We start from the raw sequence: 15924 nt of genomic DNA, 5'->3' as shown, positions 1-15924 counted from the left end.
GGGTGATTTATTGGACTGCCTATCAGCTTGAAAATCAACAAATTCCTTAACGGCACCCCAGCAGGAAGCGACAAGCAACTGACATGAGTTACGCGGAAAATCTCTGGCTGTTCTTTATCCTGCTGTCCGGCATCATCATCGTGCCCGGCATGGACATGCTGTTCGTGCTGGCCAATGCGCTCACCGGCGGCCGCGACCGGGGCCTCGCCGCCACGGGCGGCATCATGGTCGGCGGCATCGTGCACACGCTGAACGGCGCCATCGGCGTCGGCCTGCTGATGCATTTCGTACCAATCCTGTACAAGCCGCTGCTGATAGCCGGCGCCGCCTACATGGCCTTCATCGGCATCTCGCTGATGCGCAGTTCCATCACCGTCGGCCATGACGGGCCCGCCGGCAGCCGTACGGCCTGGAAGGCCTTTCGCCAGGGACTGGTGACCTGCCTGATCAACCCGAAGGCCTATCTCTTCATATTTGCCGTCTATCCGCAGTTCCTGAAGCCGGATTACGGCCCGATCTGGATGCAGGCGACGGTCATGGGCTTGCTGACGATGCTGACGCAGGCCGCCATCTATGGCGGGCTCGCCATCACCGCCGGCCGCAGCCGCAATCTGCTGGTGGCCAATCCGCGGGCGACCGCTTTTGCGGGCCGGGCGGCCGGACTGCTGCTGTTTGCGGTCTCGGTGTTTACGGCATGGGAAGGGTTGAGGGCAGCGTGATCCCGATCAAGCGATGACGCCGCGTTTCTTCGCCTCGGCGCGGCGCTTGCGGATCACTGTCCCGGTCTTTTCGACGTCGAGGGCGGCAGCTACCCCGTCCGCGAGACCGATGACGTCATGACCGCCTCACGCCCTCGCCCAAGACGACGAGAAGCTCGTCCAATTGCTCGAACGTCTCGCCCATCGCATCCGCCGCCCCGGTACCGGCCGCGTCGAGAGCCTCCTTCGAGGGATAGAGTTCGTGCATGACCAGCAGCGTCTTGCCACCCTTTTCCTCGAAGGTCAGCGTGGTGACGGGTCCACCGTCACCACCTTCCTCATTGGTCCAGACGAGGCGTGAGTGGGGTGTCACTTCGATATACCTGCCGAAGAATTCGTGAAGGTCCGAGGCGTCGTGGCCGAACACTAGGCGGTACGTGCCTCCGGTACGAGCATCCATCTCGCAGGAACGCAGGAACATGCCCATCGACTTCGGCACCCACCACTGCTTGAACAGCTCGGGCTTGGTCCACGCCTCGAACACGATGCGCGCCGGACCGTTGACTGTTCGCGTGACGACCAGCTCGCGCTCGGACGTCCGTTCGACCGTCGTGCGGTTGTTCGTGGGCTCACTCTCGGTTCTTTGGCGCATCGGCTTTCTCCTTCCGTTTCAATTCCTCGACAACCTTGTCCAACTCGTTGAAGCGTGCGTCCCAGAGCAGGCGGTGCCGCTCGATCCAGGCCGCCTCTTCCTCCAGTCCGCGCAGGCCGAGCTTGCAGGTCCGCACGCGGCCAACCTTCTGCGTGGTGACGAGCCCCGCCTGCTCCAGGACGCCGACGTGCTTCTTCATGCCCGTGAGGGTCATGTGGAATTTTCCGGCAAGCTCGGTGATCGAAGCGTCTGCGCGTCCGAGCTGCTCCAGAACGCCACGCCGGGTGGCGTCCGAGAGCGCGGCGAACGAGGAATCCAAGTCGGTATACTGAACCATACGGTTCAGTATTTAGCAGACCGGTTGCCGGGGTGCAAGGGGAGCCGCAGCGTCCTTCCCGCGCATCGCCTCGTATCAGGCGGCGCCCGGCCGGTTCTCCATCATGGCGCGGCGGGCTGAGCGGCGCCATTCTACGGCGCCGGCGAGGCCGTGCAGCACAGTCTCTGTGGTCGCCCAGTCGATGCAGCCATCTGTGATGCTCTTGCCATAGACGAGCGGCTTGCCTGATACCACGTCCTGCCGGCCGGCGACGAGATTGCTCTCGATCATGACGCCGATGATACGCTCGTCCCCTGCTGCCACCTGGCCGGCGACATCGGCCGCCACCTTCGGCTGGTTCTCCGGCTTCTTGCTCGAGTTGGCGTGGCTGACATCGATCATCAGACGGGGGGCGACGCCGATGCGGGCAAGTTCGACCGAGGCCGCCTCGACGCTCGCCGCATCGTAATTCGGCTGAACGCCGCCGCGCAGGATGACGTGGCAGTCCTCATTGCCGGTAGTAGTCGCAATGCCGCTGCGTCCGCCCTTGGTCACCGCCATGAAATGATGCGGCTGGGCGGCGGATTTCACCGCCTCGGCGGCGATCCTGAGATTGCCGTCGGTGCCGTTCTTGAAGCCGACCGGGCAGGACAGGCCGGAAGCCAGTTCGCGGTGGATCTGGCTCTCGGTGGTGCGCGCGCCGATGGCGCCCCAGGCGACGAGGTCGGCAATGTATTGCGGCGTCGTCATGTCGAGAAATTCGGTGGCCGAGGGCAGGCCGAGATTGTTGACCGCCGACAGCACGTTGCGCGCCATCCGCAGCCCCTTGTCGATGTTGAAGCTGCCGTCGAGATCGGGATCGTTGATAAGGCCCTTCCAGCCGACAGTCGTGCGCGGCTTTTCGAAATAGACCCGCATGACGATCTCCAACCGGTCGGACAGGGTCTCGCGCAGCGCCACTAGCCGGCTGGCATAGTCAACGGCCGCGACCGGGTCGTGGATCGAACACGGGCCAACGATGACAAGCAGCCGGTCGTCGGTGCCGTTCAAGATGGCATGGGTGGCGTTGCGTGATGCGCTCACGGTGCGCGTTGCCGTCAGCGTGCGCGGGATCTCCCGCATCACCTCGTCCGGCGTACTCAATTCTCGGATTTCCTTGACCCGAAGATCGTCTGTGGTGGTCAACACGGCTTTCTGCTCCTGTTTTTAGGAGACCTGCCGGCTGATACAAAAAAGCCGCCAGGTCTGGCGGCTGTTCGGACTTGTTGCTGCAATCTTCAGATCGAGCGCAATCCTCCCGCCGCCAGCGAGCTGCTAAAGTACCAATACGAGGCGGTCAGGTTGATCATGAGGCTCATATAGTCGATGCGGAGGCGCTTGTCACGTGGGGTATGCGGAGACAATTGGGGATGGGCCGAATCCTCGCGATTTCGTCATCCCTGGGCGGAGCAGGAGCGAAGCCCCGTCGCGGAGACCCTGGGATCCATTCCGTGACCTGGGCCGTGGAGTGCGGCGGAGCAGAATTCTGGACCGTAGCAGCGCTCTGAAGTCGCGGCATGGATCCTCGGGTCTGCGCTGCGTCGCTACGCTCCTTGCTCCGCCCGTGGATGACGAAGTGCCGGCGGTTTCGCCAATCGCCAACACGTATAACGCGGAGCGGCTCATGCCGTCCAGGGATCGAAGAGTTCAAGCCCAAAGCCTTCGAAATCTTTCGTATTGCACGTTGCCAAGGTGAGCTCGTGCGCAATCGCAGTGGCTGCGATCAGGCCGTCCATCGACGACAGACCACGACCGCGGCGCTTGGCAAGACCCATCAGGTCGCCCCAGGCCAAGGCAACTGCATCGTCCACCGGCAAAACCCGCTGTTCGAAGCGCTGGGGCAGGTCCCGGGCGAGCCATTCGGCCAGCGCCTCGCGTTTACGGCCCTCATCCATCGGAGAGACGCCGCGCCGGATCTCGGCGATCGACACTACGCTGATGAAGGAGCGGTCCTCATCAAGCTCGTCCAGCCAGCCCAGGACACTTGCGTCAGGCGCTGGCCTCGTCACCTCGGACAGGACATTCGTGTCGAGCAGCAGTCTCACAGCGGCAGGTCACGCGGTTCGTCGCGCTGACGTTCAAGCTCGAGATCGGCGCCGCGCAGCGGCGAGCCCAGCAGGAACTCGGCAAGCGTACCCTTGCGTGCGATCTTGCGCTGCCATTCCTCGGCCGAGACGACAACCACGCTTGGTTTGCCGTTCTTGGTGATCGTCTGCGGCGAGGACTGTGCGCGCTCGATGACCTCGGAGAGCCGGGCTTTTGCCCCGGCAACCGTCCAGTTGGTGTCTTTGGATGACGTTAGCATCGCATGCTCGTGACTAGCCTGACTATCATGACTATGTGGGAATGGCGATGTTGCTGCAACAGGGTTTGAGGCTACTCCGGCGAGGTCCCCGCGACGTTCTGGTCGTAGTCAACCAGCGAGCCGGTCATGACACCGGATTGCGGGCTGGCCATGTAGCTGATCAGCCGCGCCAGTTGGTCGGGCTTCACCAGTTGGCCCATGGGCTGGCCGGCCTCTGCCTTTGCCAGCCAGTCGTCGGAGGCACCGTGCCATTTCTTCTGCACGATGTCCTCGCCCTCGGTGTCCATCCAGCCCGGCAGCACGGCGTTGCAGCGGATGCGGTTGAAACGATAGGCGTTGGCGACGTTCTTGGTCAGCGTCGCCAGCGCACCCTTGCTCGAGGAATAGGGCGCCAGGAAGGACTGGCCGCAATGCGCCGACATAGACAGCACGTTGACGATCGAGCCCGGCGCCTTCTGGTCCAGGAGATGGGCCACCACGCCCTGCATCAGGAAGAACGGGCCGCGCACGTTGGTCTGGAAAATCTGGTCGAAGGTCTCCTCGGAGGTTTCGACCAGCGACCCGCGCGCGGAGGTGGCTGCGGCGTTGACCAGCGCGTTGATGGTGTCGAAATGCGAGATCGCGGTTGCCACCGCGCGCTTGCAGTCCGCCACTTTCGAGACGTCGGCGCTGATGAAGATCGCATCGACGCCGGCCTTCTTGAAGTGGGCGACCGCCTTGTCGCCCTTCTCCTGCGAGCGGCCGATGAGCGCCAGCGCTTTGCAGCCCTCGTCGGCCAGCGCTTCGGCGACGGCAAAGCCGATGCCTTGCGCGCCGCCGGTGACGATGGCGCGCGTCTTCGAATTGCGATCGGCGGATGTGCTCATCGCTCTGCTCCTGTGCCTTGGTTCCGGTTCTTACTTGTCGAGACGGACGGTCTTGCCTGATGTCGCCGACTTCAGCGCGGCATCGGCCAGCTTCAGCGCCACGAGGCCGTCGGCGCCGCTCGGCGATGCCTTCTTGCCCGAGGTTGCAGCAGTGATGAAAGCGGCAATCTCGATGGCGTAGGCGTCGAGATAGCGGGTCATGAAGAAGTCGTGCAGCGGCGGGCGCGTATAGCCCTTCTCATTGGCGACCTCGATCGACACCGGCCGCTGGTTCTCGGCGGCGACCATGCCCTTGGAGCCATGCACCTCGATGCGCTGGTCGTAGCCATAGGTGGCGCGGCGCGAATTGGAGATGACGGCCTGCTTGCCGGACGCGGTTTCGAGGATGACGCTGACAGAGTCGAAATCGCCCGCTTCGCCGATCTTCTCGTCGACCAGAACCGAGGCATGGGCGCTGACCGCCGCCACCTCTTCGCCGAGCAGGAAGCGCGCCATGTCGAAATCGTGGATGGTCATGTCGCGAAAAATGCCGCCCGAGCGCTTGATGTAATCGACCGGCGGCGCGCCCGGATCGCGCGAGGTGATGGTGACCATCTCGACAGTACCGATGGCGCCGTCGTCGATCGCCTTGCGCACGGCGGCGAAGTGCGGATCGAAGCGGCGGTTGAAGCCGACCATCAGCGTCGCCTTGGCCTTGTCGACCACGGCCAGGCACTTCTCGACGCGCTTGACGTCGAGGTCGATCGGCTTCTCGCAGAAGATCGCCTTGCCGGCCTTGGCGAAACGCTCGATCAGATCGGCATGGGTGTCGGTCGGCGTGCAGATGACCACGGCGTCGATGTCCTTGGCCTTCTCGATCGCGTCGATGGTGCGCACTTCGGCGCCATAGGCGGTTGCCAACTCGGTCGCCGCCTTTTCAAAAGCGTCGGCAACGGCCACCAGTCTGGCCTGCGGGTTGGAGCCGACGGCGCGGGCATGGACCTTGCCGATGCGGCCGGCACCGAGGAGGGCGAAACGAACAGTCATGGGGTATTTCCTCTAGGGGGATGGGTTCGAGAGAGTTGTGTCTCCACCTTCCTTTTGAGAAAGGTGGCAAGATAATTTTTCGAGCACGCCAGAAAACAGGATGACCATCCTGTTCAGGCCGCGAGTTCCGCCTCCCCGGTCTTGGCGCCGGTGATGTAGGAGACGATGTCGTTGCCGTCGGTGTTTTCCTTGCGCAGGTTGGCGACGATGCGGCCGCGCCGGAAGACGACGATGCGGTCGCACAGGTCGAACACCTGGCGCATGTTGTGGCTGATCAGGATCAGCGGCTCGCCATTGTCCTTCAGCGTGCGGATGATGTTCTCGACCTGCGCCGTCTCCTGCACGCCAAGGGCTGCCGTCGGCTCGTCCATGATGATCAGCTTGGAGGCGAAGGTCGCGGTCCGGGCGATCGCAACGCACTGGCGCTGGCCGCCCGACATGTGGCGAATGGTGTTGGACAAATTGGGGATTTTCACTGCCGTGCGGATCAGCGCCGCCTCGGTCGCCTTGCGCATGTATTTGCGGTCGAGGATCGAGAACGGCCCGAGATTGAAAAGCACCTTTTCGCGGCCGAGGAACAGGTTCGACGGCACGTCGAGATCGTCGGCCAGCGCCAGGTTCTGGAACACGGTCTCGATGCCCGCCGTGCGCGCTTCGATCGGCCCGGCAAAATTCACTTCCCTGCCGTCGAACCAGATCTGGCCACTGGTGCGTTGCTCGACGGCGGTGATCTGGCGCACGAAGGTCGATTTGCCGGCGCCATTGTCGCCCATGATGGCGACATGCTCGCCCTTGCGCAGCTCGAAATTCGCGCCTTCCAGCGCGTGCACGCCGCCATAACGCTTGGTCAGGTTTTCGGTCTTCAGGACGATGTCTGTCGTGGAGATATCTGGCATGGTCAAGCCCTCAATGCCCGCATGCGCTGGCGCCATTGGTCGAGAACGACCGCGCCGACGATGATCACGCCCTTGACCATCTCCTGATAGTAGGCGTCGAGGCGCAGGAAGGTGAAGCCGGAAATGATGACGCCGAAGATCAGCGAGCCGATCACGGTGCCGACGATCGAGCCGCGGCCGCCCGACAAAGAGACGCCGCCGATGACCGCCATGGCGATGGCGTCGAGCTCGTACATGACGCCCATGCCGGACTGTGCTGTCAGGTTCTTGGAGGAGAGCACGACGGCGGCCAGCGCGGCGAGGATGCCGGCAATGACATAGACGAGGATCTTGTGGTTGGCGATCTTGATGCCGGACATGCGCGCGGCATCCTCGTTGGAGCCGATGGCGTAGCAGTGCTTGCCGTAGCGTGTGTAGGTCATGATCAGCTGGAACAGCACCGCCAGCGACAGGAAGATGATGACCGGCATCAGCCCCTTGCCGATACCAGCGAAACTTTCGGTCGGAAACGAGATCGGCTGACCCTTGGACCACCATTTGGCAATGCCGCGCGCGGTCACCATCATGCCGAGTGTGGCAATGAACGGCGGAATGCGCGTGTATGCAATCAAGGAGCCGTTGACGAGGCCGGCGAACAGACCGCAGGCGATGGCGACCAGCACCGGCACGATGACCGGCAGGTCGGTCCAGCCCTGCGCCAGGAACATCGCCTTGGGGTTGGGATTGCCGTTGACCGTCGCCACCTGGGCAAAACTCATGGCGATCATGGCGGTGGCGCCGACGATCGAGCCCGAGGACAAGTCGATGCCGCCGCAAATGATCACCTGCGTGACGCCGATGGCGATGATGCCGACGATCGACACCTGCAGGATGATGATCTGCAGGCGGGCCTCATTGAAGATCCCGGCGACGTTGTCGCGCGTGTTGAACAGGAAGCTGTCGCCAAGAAAGATGCGGCCGATCAGTTCGAAGATGACGACCAGAATGACCAGCGCCAGGAAGACGTTGAATTCGGCCGGCCATGTCCGCCTCTTCGCGTCATAGCTGACCCCGCCGACGCCATGAGATGTCTGTGACATGTCTGTCCTCCGTGAGGCGGCATTTGCCCTCCCGCACGTAAGGGCGGTGAGGGAAACAGGAGCGGCGCGATTGATGCGCCGCTCCGTTAGTCGAACGAGTCGCCGGCTCAGTTCTTCTTCAGGAACTTGTCGATGTTGGCCGGCGTAACCAGCTGGAAGGGCACGTAGACCTTGTGCTCGACCTTCTCGCCCTTGGCGAGCTTCAGTGCCGCGTCGAGCGCGCCAGCGCCCTGGCCGGCCGCGTCCTGGAACACGGTGGCATCGAGGTCGCCCGCTTGCATGGCGGCAAGCGCGTCCTGCGTGGCGTCGACGCCACCGACGACAACCGTCTTCATGTCGATGTTGGCGGCCTTCATCGCCTGGATGGCGCCGATGGCGCTTTCGTCATTGTTGGCGATGACGCCGTCGAACGGCTTGCCGGTCGACAGCCAGTTGGTCATCAGGTTCTGCGCTTCGTCGCGGTTCCAGTTCGAAGTCTGCTTGTCGATGATCTTGATGAAGCTGCACTCCGGCGTGGCGATCACCTCTTCGATGTCCTTGGTGCGCTGCACGGCGGCCTGGTTGGAAAGCTCGCCCATGATGACATAGACATTGGCTTCCTTCTTGCCGGCCTCGGTGAACAGGCGGCAGACTTCCTTGGTCTCGAGCGTGCCGGAATCGGCCTCGTTCGACGCGACGAAGGCCTGGTTGTCCGGCAGCGTGTCGACATTGACCGGCTGGCGGTTGACATAGACCAACGGGATCTTGGCGGCTGCGGCGGCGTCCGACATCGCCTGCGTGGCCGAGGTGTCGACCGGGTTGACGATAATGGCGTCGACGCCCGAGGCGGCGAAGTTCTTGATCTGGTCGAGCTGCTTGGCGACGTCGTTCTGCGCGTCCTCGACCTGCAGTTCCACGCCGCTCATGCCCTTGGCCTGCTCGATCATGCCGTTGCGCAGCACGGTGAGGAAGTTGTCGTCGAACTTGGCCATCGACACGCCGACCTTGGCGGCAAAAGCGGACGAACTCATCAGCGCCGCAAAGGCGACGCCCAAAATCAGTTTCTTCATTGTGTTTCTCCTCCACATTGGTGTCCGGCTGCACCGATCTACCCGGAATCCCCGATAGCCCGAGGAATCTCTCCCTGATGCCTTCCTGTTCCGTATGGCGTTTTGTCCAAGGGATGGAACGCCAGGCTCCCAGTTTGAAACAGATGTTCCGGAACGAAAGAACCAAAATACCAATCTGATGAAATATTTATTCCATTTTTTCGCGAGACGTCAAGAGCGATTCCTAAGTCGGAAAGCGGATTTTCGGTCGCCGCGCCGCAATTTCACGTCGAATCAAGGCCGACAGCGGCCCAGGCCGAGTCTGAAGGCAGAATCTGATAGATTCTATCATCGCCGGAGAGCCCGCGCCGAATGGGTCGGCGCGGCAACGCGTTAGATATTTTCCGGCAGATAGATGTCGAAGGGCAGGAAGGTCTGGCCCGGCGCGTTGGCGGCGCCGGCCTCGATGGAATGCGCCATCAGGTCGACAAGCTCGCGGCACAAGGCGGCGAGCGGCGTCGAGATCACCATGGTCAGGATGTTGTCGGCGAGTGCCGCGCGCGATTCGGCGTTGATCTCGTTGCAGACGACCACCGGCATGTTTGCGGGCTTCGCTGCGCGGAGCGCCGAGACCGCGCCTTCCATGCCGCCGCCGGCGACATAGCAGCCGGCAAGATCCGGATACCGCACCAGGAGATCGATCATCGCATCGTGGGTGACCTGGTTGGCTTCCAGATTGACCAGCGTTTCCATCACCGTGAAGTCCGGCGCATGTTCGCGGAAGAAGGAGCGAAATCCGATCTCGCGCAGTTCATGACCGTGGAAGCGATGACTGCCGACGAAAAGGGCGACCTTGCCGGGGTTCTTTGCCGCCCTGGCGATCATCCAGGCCGCGGTGCGACCGACCTTGCGATTGTCGAGGCCGACATATCCCTCACGGATGCCAGCGGCAAAGTCGGACAGCAGCGAGAAGACAGGTTGCCCCCTCGCTTTCAGCGACTCCACGACCGCCGTCAGCGTCGGATGGTCCGGACCGACAACGGCGATTGCTCTGGATTTCGCTGCCAGCTTGCGCATCTGGGCGGCGATCTCGTCGGCGGCTAGCGAGTTGGCGAAATCGATGGTGGCGACGCCGCGGAAGCGCTGCGATTGCGAGACCGCCATTTCTAGCTCCCTCGCGAAATCGCCGTAAAAAACATCATTGCCCCGCAGCAGCAGAAAGCCGAGGCGGTATTCCGGCAATTCCTGGCGCATGCGCCGCTTGATCAGCCCGGCGGCGTGGTAGCCGATGCCGGTCGCCGCCTCATAGACGCGGCGCGCGGTTTCCTCGCGCACCGGCAGCCGGTTGTTCAGCACCCTGTCGACAGTGGCGACGCTAACGCCGGAGATGCGCGCCAGATCGGTGATGGTTGGCCGTTTTGCCATGACTGTCCCGCATGAGTGCCTGCAACTGCTTACATCGTTCTGATGGAAAATGATAGAAACTATCTTTGTGATATTGAGACTATCACCGCATGGCGCTATTTTGCGCTCGGACACAAGCGCCTGTAATGGACATATCCGTCCTGACGGATGCTGTGGCCGACGGAGGCAGCCCCTATGGAAGCGACACTATCCACACTACCGTTTCGGCGCGACTACAGCCTGATGGGCCGCGATTCCAAGCTCGCCGTCGAGACCGGGCTGGCGGCGGCCGAGTGGTATCACACCGATATTCCGCGCAAGCAGATGAAGGAGCTGATGCAGCGCTCCGACGGGCCGGCGATCCGCGACACCGCGATCTGGCTGGCCGCGCTGATCCTGAGTGCCGCCGGCGGCGCCTGGTTCTGGGGCAGCTGGTGGTGCGTGCCGTTCTTCTTCGTCTATGGCGTGCTCTACGGCTCCTCCACCGACTCACGCTGGCACGAATGCGGCCACGGCACCGCCTTCCGCACCCAGTGGATGAACGATGCGGTTTACCAGATCGCCTGCTTCATGATCATGCGCAATCCGGTGACCTGGCGCTGGAGCCACACCCGCCACCACACCGACACCATCATCGTCGGCCGCGACCCGGAAATCTCCGTCATGCGGCCGCCGGACCTGTTGCGCGTCGCGCTTGCTTTCGTCGGCGTGATCGACGCCTGGAAGGCGATGTCGGACATGCTGCGCAACGCCGCCGGCAATATCAGCGCGGCGGAAAAGACTTTTATCCCCGAACAGGAGCAGCCTAAAGCCATTCGCATCGCCCGAATCTGGACGGCGATCTATGCCGTCACCATCGCGATCGCACTGTATTTCGGTTCATGGCTGCCGCTGATGCTGGTCGGGCTGCCCCGGCTCTACGGCGCCTGGCACCATGTCATGGTCGGCCTGCTGCAGCATGGCGGGCTGGCGGAAAATGTCGTCGACCACCGGCTGAACAGCCGCACCGTCTACATGAACCCGGTCAGCCGCTTCATCTACTGGAACATGAACTATCACGTCGAACACCACATGTTCCCGATGGTGCCCTATCATGCGCTGCCGAAACTGCATGCGCTGATCAAGCACGATCTGCCGGCGCCGACGCCGTCGATCCTGGCCGGCTACCGCGAGATGATCCCGGCCTTTTTGCGCCAGCTGCGCAACGAGGACTATTTCCTCAAGCGCGAACTGCCGCCGACGGCGCGGCCCTATCGCGAGGAATTCCACAACGACGCCGTCGCCGCCGCGGCGGAATGACGATCCTGTTAGACTGTTTGTTTTGACGCAATTCCGGACGGAAAACCGCTACGCACTTTTCCTGGAATTGCTTTGGGAGAGAAAAAATGAGCGACTGGGTCGAGGCCTGTGCTGCCGGCGACATCGATGAAGAGGATGTGATGCGCTTCGATCATGGCGGCCGCACCTTCGCCATCTATCGCAGCCCCGATGACGACTACTTCGCCACCGATGGCCTGTGCACGCACGAAAAGGTGCATCTGGCCGACGGGCTGGTGATGGATGACATTATCGAGTGCCCCAAGCACAATGGCCGCTTCAATTACAAGACGGGGGCGGCACGCGGCGCGCCGGTTTGCGTCAATCTCGCCACGCATCCGGTAAAGGTCGAGGCCGGCAAAGTGCTGATCCAGATCGGGTAGGACCATGCAGGCGGGAATGGTCATCATTGGCGCCGGCGAGTGCGGCGGGCGGGCAGCCCTTGCTCTGCGCGAACTGGGCTATGACGGGCCGGTGACGCTGGTGGGTGACGAACCCCATCTGCCCTATGAGCGGCCGCCCCTGTCCAAGGACGCAATGACGAGCGACGCGCCCGAGATCAAGACGATCGCCAGCGACGAAATCCTGGCCGAGAAATCCATCCGGCATATCCATTCCGTTCAAGCGGTGGCGATCGACCGGCCGGAGCATACGGTGCGGCTGTCGGACGGTTCGGCCCTGCCCTACGACAAGCTGTTGCTGGCGACCGGCTCGACACCGCGCAAGCTGCCGATGCCGGGATTGGGGCCGCGCTGCGTCTACCTCCGCACCTTTGCCGACGCGCTGGCCATTCGCGCCCACCTCAGCCCGGCAAACCGCATCGCCATCATTGGTGGTGGCTTTATCGGCCTGGAGCTCGCCGCTTCGGCGCGCAAGCTCGGGGCCAGCGTCACGGTCATTGAGGCGCAGCCGCGCATCCTCATGCGCGGGGTGCCGGCGGAGATCGCTGAAATCATCCATCAGGCGCATGAGGCCGAAGGCGTGACCGTGCTCACCGGTCAGGGCATCGCTGATATCGCCGACGACGGCGCTGAGGTGCACATCATGCTCGCCGATGGGCAGGACATCGTCGCCGATCTCGCCGTCATCGGCATCGGCGCCGTGCCGGTGACCGGGCTTGCCGCGGAAGCGGGCCTGACCGTCGATAACGGCATCGCCGTCAATGGCGAACTCCAAACAATCGATCCCGACATCTTCGCCGCCGGCGATTGCTGCTCGTTTCCGCTCGCTGTCTATGCTGGCCGGCGGGTGCGGCTGGAAGCCTGGCGCAATGCGCAGGAACAGGGTGCGCTGGCCGCGAAGAACATGCTGGGCGCCCGCGAAGCGCATGCCGCGGTGCCATGGTTCTGGTCGGATCAGTATGGTTTGTCGCTGCAGATCGCCGGCCTTTCGGACGAGGGCAAAAGCACGGTCCGCCGCGATCTCGGCGACGGTGCTTTTATTCTGTTTCATCTGGCCGAGGATGGCAGGCTGGTGGCGGCGAGCGGCCTCGGTACGGGCAATGCCGTGGCGCGCGACATCAGGCTGGCCGAGATGCTGATCGCCAAGCGGGCTAGGCCGGCGCCGGAGGCGTTGGGGTCGCCGGATGTGAAGCTGAAGTCGTTGCTGGCAGCGTGAAGGACTGACTTACCCTCCCCTTGTGGGGAGGGTCGCTGCGAAGCAGCGGGGTGGGGTGCGGCACCGGCCCCCACCCCGACCTGCGGTCCGACCTCCCCACAAAGGGGGAGGTAGACGGCTGAGCTAAGCCCGCTAAAACAGCGCCTTCAGCTCGTCCAGCTTGTCGTTGACCAGCCAGCCGTAATAATTCTCTTCCGGCAGTTTGACCGTCTCACCCGCCGCGCGGCGCTTGTCGTTCTCTGCTTTCAGCGCATAGGCGCGCTGCTCGGGATTGCCGACATTGTAGAGCGTGGCGGTCAGCCCCGGATTGCCTGAGATGTCGAAGCCGGCAATGTTTTTGTAGGCGTCGATCGACTTCCTGATCGTCGCTGCGACGTAGGGCAATGTCAGATCCGGATCCATGATGGTCTTGTAGACCCCATTGGGATCGCCGACATCGAGTTCGGGCAGCCCCGACACCTTGTGCACCAGATCGCTCATCTGCAGCGCGGTCAGCGGGTTGAGCTGGCCGAGGCCAAAGGTCTGGCCGGCATAATAGGGCTGGAAGAAGGTGGCGCCGAAGCGGTCGTTGGGAAAGCTGGTGCCGTCGACGGTCTTGCCGCGGAAGGATCGGTTCCACACCTGCTCGCGGCATTCCCACAGGTCGTAGCTGTCCGACATCGTGCATTTCTTGAATTCCGGCCGCTGCACGAAATCGGTGATGTCCTCGCCGTCATAGGCGAAGGACAGCTTGCTGGAGAGGTAGGAGATCGCCTTGACGTAGTAGGTCTGCAGCCGGTCGTAGGCGTCGACATTGTAGGTGTGCTCGCCGACGATGGCGCCGACGATGTGCAAAGGATTGATGCCGTAGGCAGCGGCGGCCTTCCTGATCTTGGCGCGCAGTTCGGCGTCGTTCTGAAGCAAGGCGTAGACCTTGCGGTATTTGGCTTGGAAAGTGGTGTTGGTCGCCTGGGTGCGGCGGCTCGAGGCGCCCGGTATGTCAGGTTGCACGGCATTGCGGTTGCCCGCCGGCACCAATGTCGCCGCGTCAGCCGCGAACAGCGTCGCCGCCAGCGTCAAGCCGAGAATGAGCAGGATCAGTTTTTTCATGCGCCGCCGCCTAGAGAATTGCCGCGCAAACTAGGTAAAGCTCCCGGTCGAGTCGAGAGCGCCCCTGCAGCCGGCAAGACGAAAGGTGGTCCGATGATACCATCCGGCCACACATCAACCTGTTAGCCGGATTGTTGCCTAAGCATCGGCCCAAAGATCGAAACCGATTTTTGGAAAGTCCGATACGTCGATTCAATACTGCTAGAGCGACCTTTGCGCGTCCAAAGGACGCGCGGCGCTCTAATACCGGCGCCGGATGAACCGGCGCCCTCGTTTAAAGGATGAATCGCGACAAATCTGTGTTTCGCGAGAGGTCGCCGACATGCTTTTCCACATAGGCGGCATCGATGGCGACGCTGGTGCCGTTGCGGTCGGGCGCGTCGTAGGAGATCTCGTCCAGCACGCGCTCCATCACCGTCTGCAGGCGTCTCGCTCCGATGTTTTCGACGCTAGCGTTGAGGTCGACAGCGATGCCGGCCAGCGAATCGATGGCATCGTCGGTGAAGGTGAGGTCGACGCCTTCGGTCTTCATCAGCGCGATATACTGCTTGATGAGGCTGGCCTCGGTCTCGGTGAGGATGCGAATGAAATCGTCCTTCTCCAGCGCCCGCAACTCGACACGGATCGGCAGGCGGCCCTGCAATTCCGGCAACAGGTCGGACGGCTTGGAGACATGGAAGGCGCCCGAGGCGATGAACAGTATGTGGTCGGTCTTCAACGGTCCGTATTTGGTCGCCACCGTCGTGCCTTCGATCAGCGGCAGCAGGTCGCGCTGCACGCCTTCGCGCGAGACGCCGGCGCCCATGCCGCCTTCGCGCGAGGCGATCTTGTCGATCTCGTCGAGGAAGACGATGCCGTCATTTTCGGTCGCGTCGAGCGCCCGGCGCACCACCTCGTCTTGGTCGAGCAGCTTGTCGGACTCGTCGTTGACCAACAGCGCGTAGGACTCCTTGACCGTCGTCTTGCGCGCCTTGGTCTTCTTGCCACCCATCGCCTTCGACAGCATGTCGTTGATGTTGAGCACGCCGATATTAGCGCCCGGCATGCCGGGGATCTCGAAGCCGGGCATGCCGCCGGTGCCGGTGTCGGCAACCTCGATCTCGATCTCCTTTTCGTCGAGCTCGCCGTCGCGCAGCTTCTTGCGGAAGGAATCGCGGGTCGCCGGGCTCGCCGTCTTGCCGACCAGGGCTTCCAGCACGCGCTCCTCGGCATTGAGGTGCGCGCGCGCCTTCACGTCCTCGCGCATCTTCTCGCGCACCAGGCCGATGGCGATCTCGACCAGGTCGCGGATGATCTGCTCGACATCGCGGCCGACATAGCCGACTTCGGTGAACTTGGTGGCCTCGACCTTGACGAAGGGCGCACCGGCGAGTCGCGCCAGGCGGCGCGAGATCTCGGTCTTGCCGACGCCGGTCGGGCCGATCATCAGGATGTTCTTCGGCATCACCTCTTCGCGCATCTGGCCTTCCAGCTGCTGGCGGCGCCAGCGGTTGCGCAAGGCAATGGCCACGGCGCGCTTGGCGTCCTTCTGGCCGATGATGAAGCGGTCGAGTTCCGAAACGATTTCACGGGGAGAGAAGGTGGTCATATCA

17 protein-coding genes are annotated in these 15924 nt (G+C 62.9%); 4 read left to right on the top strand and 13 right to left on the bottom strand.

Features of this window, described 5'->3' with window-relative positions:
* The first annotated feature begins 83 nt into the window (after positions 1-83).
* The gene (locus NKJ64_RS23915) at positions 84-719 is read left to right on the top strand and encodes a LysE family translocator (RefSeq protein WP_023672340.1); all 636 of its coding nucleotides are present in this window, start codon (positions 84-86) and stop codon (positions 717-719) included.
* A gap of 115 nt (positions 720-834) precedes the next feature.
* Here the strand turns inward: NKJ64_RS23915 and NKJ64_RS23910 are convergent, their stop codons facing one another.
* From NKJ64_RS23910 to NKJ64_RS23860, 11 genes are all read right to left on the bottom strand, one after another.
* Positions 835-1350 (bottom strand): SRPBCC domain-containing protein, encoded by a 516-nt coding sequence (locus tag NKJ64_RS23910; RefSeq protein ID WP_023755471.1) that lies wholly within the window; start codon positions 1348-1350, stop codon positions 835-837.
* Positions 1328-1687, bottom strand: a complete 360-nt coding sequence (locus tag NKJ64_RS23905) for an ArsR/SmtB family transcription factor (RefSeq protein WP_023672338.1) — start codon at positions 1685-1687, stop codon at positions 1328-1330. Before NKJ64_RS23905 ends, NKJ64_RS23910 begins: the two co-directional genes overlap by 23 nt.
* A gap of 75 nt (positions 1688-1762) precedes the next feature.
* Positions 1763-2854 carry a 3-deoxy-7-phosphoheptulonate synthase gene (locus NKJ64_RS23900; protein WP_352463455.1) on the bottom strand — a complete coding sequence of 364 codons (1092 nt, stop codon included), beginning with the start codon at positions 2852-2854 and terminating at the stop codon, positions 1763-1765.
* Positions 2855-3327: 473 nt separating this feature from the next.
* Entirely contained in the window at positions 3328-3750 is a 423-nt protein-coding gene (locus NKJ64_RS23895; RefSeq protein WP_023732718.1) for a type II toxin-antitoxin system VapC family toxin, read from the bottom strand.
* A complete protein-coding gene (locus NKJ64_RS23890) occupies positions 3747-4010 on the bottom strand; it encodes a type II toxin-antitoxin system Phd/YefM family antitoxin (protein ID WP_023732719.1) in 264 nt (87 codons plus the stop codon). Before NKJ64_RS23890 ends, NKJ64_RS23895 begins: the two co-directional genes overlap by 4 nt.
* A 71-nt stretch (positions 4011-4081) precedes the next feature.
* Entirely contained in the window at positions 4082-4876 is a 795-nt protein-coding gene (locus NKJ64_RS23885) for an SDR family oxidoreductase (protein WP_023732720.1), read from the bottom strand.
* Positions 4877-4906: 30 nt separating this feature from the next.
* Positions 4907-5902 carry an inositol 2-dehydrogenase gene (iolG, locus tag NKJ64_RS23880; RefSeq protein WP_023732721.1) on the bottom strand — a complete coding sequence of 332 codons (996 nt, stop codon included), beginning with the start codon at positions 5900-5902 and terminating at the stop codon, positions 4907-4909.
* Positions 5903-6015: 113 nt separating this feature from the next.
* Positions 6016-6798 (bottom strand): ATP-binding cassette domain-containing protein, encoded by a 783-nt coding sequence (locus tag NKJ64_RS23875; protein WP_027049093.1) that lies wholly within the window; start codon positions 6796-6798, stop codon positions 6016-6018.
* A gap of 2 nt (positions 6799-6800) precedes the next feature.
* On the bottom strand, positions 6801-7877 hold the full coding sequence (locus NKJ64_RS23870; RefSeq protein WP_352459972.1) for an ABC transporter permease: 1077 nt from the start codon (positions 7875-7877) through the stop codon (positions 6801-6803).
* A 107-nt stretch (positions 7878-7984) separates the two neighbouring features.
* Positions 7985-8926, bottom strand: a complete 942-nt coding sequence (locus NKJ64_RS23865; protein ID WP_023684065.1) for a sugar ABC transporter substrate-binding protein — start codon at positions 8924-8926, stop codon at positions 7985-7987.
* Between the two features lie 372 nt (positions 8927-9298).
* Positions 9299-10330 (bottom strand): LacI family DNA-binding transcriptional regulator, encoded by a 1032-nt coding sequence (locus tag NKJ64_RS23860; RefSeq protein ID WP_023828813.1) that lies wholly within the window; start codon positions 10328-10330, stop codon positions 9299-9301.
* Between the two features lie 174 nt (positions 10331-10504).
* On the opposite strand from NKJ64_RS23860, the gene NKJ64_RS23855 reads away from it, so the two are divergent.
* From NKJ64_RS23855 to NKJ64_RS23845, 3 genes are all read left to right on the top strand, one after another.
* A complete protein-coding gene (locus NKJ64_RS23855; RefSeq protein ID WP_352463454.1) occupies positions 10505-11608 on the top strand; it encodes a fatty acid desaturase family protein in 1104 nt (367 codons plus the stop codon).
* Between the two features lie 86 nt (positions 11609-11694).
* Positions 11695-12009 (top strand): MocE family 2Fe-2S type ferredoxin, encoded by a 315-nt coding sequence (locus tag NKJ64_RS23850; protein WP_023732724.1) that lies wholly within the window; start codon positions 11695-11697, stop codon positions 12007-12009.
* Between the two features lie 16 nt (positions 12010-12025).
* On the top strand, positions 12026-13243 hold the full coding sequence (locus NKJ64_RS23845) for an NAD(P)/FAD-dependent oxidoreductase (RefSeq protein WP_352463453.1): 1218 nt from the start codon (positions 12026-12028) through the stop codon (positions 13241-13243).
* Positions 13244-13375: 132 nt separating this feature from the next.
* On the opposite strand, the gene NKJ64_RS23840 is transcribed toward NKJ64_RS23845, so the two are convergent.
* Together NKJ64_RS23840 and hslU are read right to left on the bottom strand one after the other, a co-directional pair.
* Positions 13376-14332, bottom strand: coding sequence for a DUF1402 family protein (locus NKJ64_RS23840; protein WP_352463452.1), 957 nt, complete (start codon positions 14330-14332; stop codon positions 13376-13378).
* 274 nt (positions 14333-14606) lie between these two features.
* Complete coding sequence (gene hslU / locus NKJ64_RS23835) at positions 14607-15920, bottom strand: ATP-dependent protease ATPase subunit HslU (RefSeq protein WP_023703756.1); 1314 nt, start codon at positions 15918-15920, stop codon at positions 14607-14609.
* Between the last annotated feature and the right edge of the window lie 4 nt (positions 15921-15924).

The organism is Mesorhizobium sp. M0062 (assembly GCF_040323125.1).
Classification (GTDB): Bacteria; Pseudomonadota; Alphaproteobacteria; order Rhizobiales; family Rhizobiaceae; genus Mesorhizobium.
Note: the sequence above shows the minus strand (reverse complement) of the source record. Positions and strands in the feature narration are given on the sequence as shown.

Excerpts from the sequence above, each read along its gene's own strand:
- NKJ64_RS23915 (WP_023672340.1), top strand. The coding sequence starts at position 84 with ATGAGTTACGCGGAAAATCTCTGGCTGTTCTTTATCCTGCTGTCCGGC.
- NKJ64_RS23910 (WP_023755471.1), bottom strand. The coding sequence starts at position 1,350 with ATGCGCCAAAGAACCGAGAGTGAGCCCACGAACAACCGCACGACGGTC.
- NKJ64_RS23905 (WP_023672338.1), bottom strand. The coding sequence starts at position 1,687 with ATGGTTCAGTATACCGACTTGGATTCCTCGTTCGCCGCGCTCTCGGAC.
- NKJ64_RS23890 (WP_023732719.1), bottom strand. The coding sequence starts at position 4,010 with ATGCTAACGTCATCCAAAGACACCAACTGGACGGTTGCCGGGGCAAAA.
- NKJ64_RS23885 (WP_023732720.1), bottom strand. The coding sequence starts at position 4,876 with ATGAGCACATCCGCCGATCGCAATTCGAAGACGCGCGCCATCGTCACC.
- iolG (WP_023732721.1), bottom strand. The coding sequence starts at position 5,902 with ATGACTGTTCGTTTCGCCCTCCTCGGTGCCGGCCGCATCGGCAAGGTC.
- NKJ64_RS23875 (WP_027049093.1), bottom strand. The coding sequence starts at position 6,798 with ATGCCAGATATCTCCACGACAGACATCGTCCTGAAGACCGAAAACCTG.
- NKJ64_RS23870 (WP_352459972.1), bottom strand. The coding sequence starts at position 7,877 with ATGTCACAGACATCTCATGGCGTCGGCGGGGTCAGCTATGACGCGAAG.
- NKJ64_RS23865 (WP_023684065.1), bottom strand. The coding sequence starts at position 8,926 with ATGAAGAAACTGATTTTGGGCGTCGCCTTTGCGGCGCTGATGAGTTCG.
- NKJ64_RS23860 (WP_023828813.1), bottom strand. The coding sequence starts at position 10,330 with ATGGCAAAACGGCCAACCATCACCGATCTGGCGCGCATCTCCGGCGTT.
- NKJ64_RS23855 (WP_352463454.1), top strand. The coding sequence starts at position 10,505 with ATGGAAGCGACACTATCCACACTACCGTTTCGGCGCGACTACAGCCTG.
- NKJ64_RS23850 (WP_023732724.1), top strand. The coding sequence starts at position 11,695 with ATGAGCGACTGGGTCGAGGCCTGTGCTGCCGGCGACATCGATGAAGAG.
- NKJ64_RS23845 (WP_352463453.1), top strand. The coding sequence starts at position 12,026 with ATGGTCATCATTGGCGCCGGCGAGTGCGGCGGGCGGGCAGCCCTTGCT.
- NKJ64_RS23840 (WP_352463452.1), bottom strand. The coding sequence starts at position 14,332 with ATGAAAAAACTGATCCTGCTCATTCTCGGCTTGACGCTGGCGGCGACG.
- hslU (WP_023703756.1), bottom strand. The coding sequence starts at position 15,920 with ATGACCACCTTCTCTCCCCGTGAAATCGTTTCGGAACTCGACCGCTTC.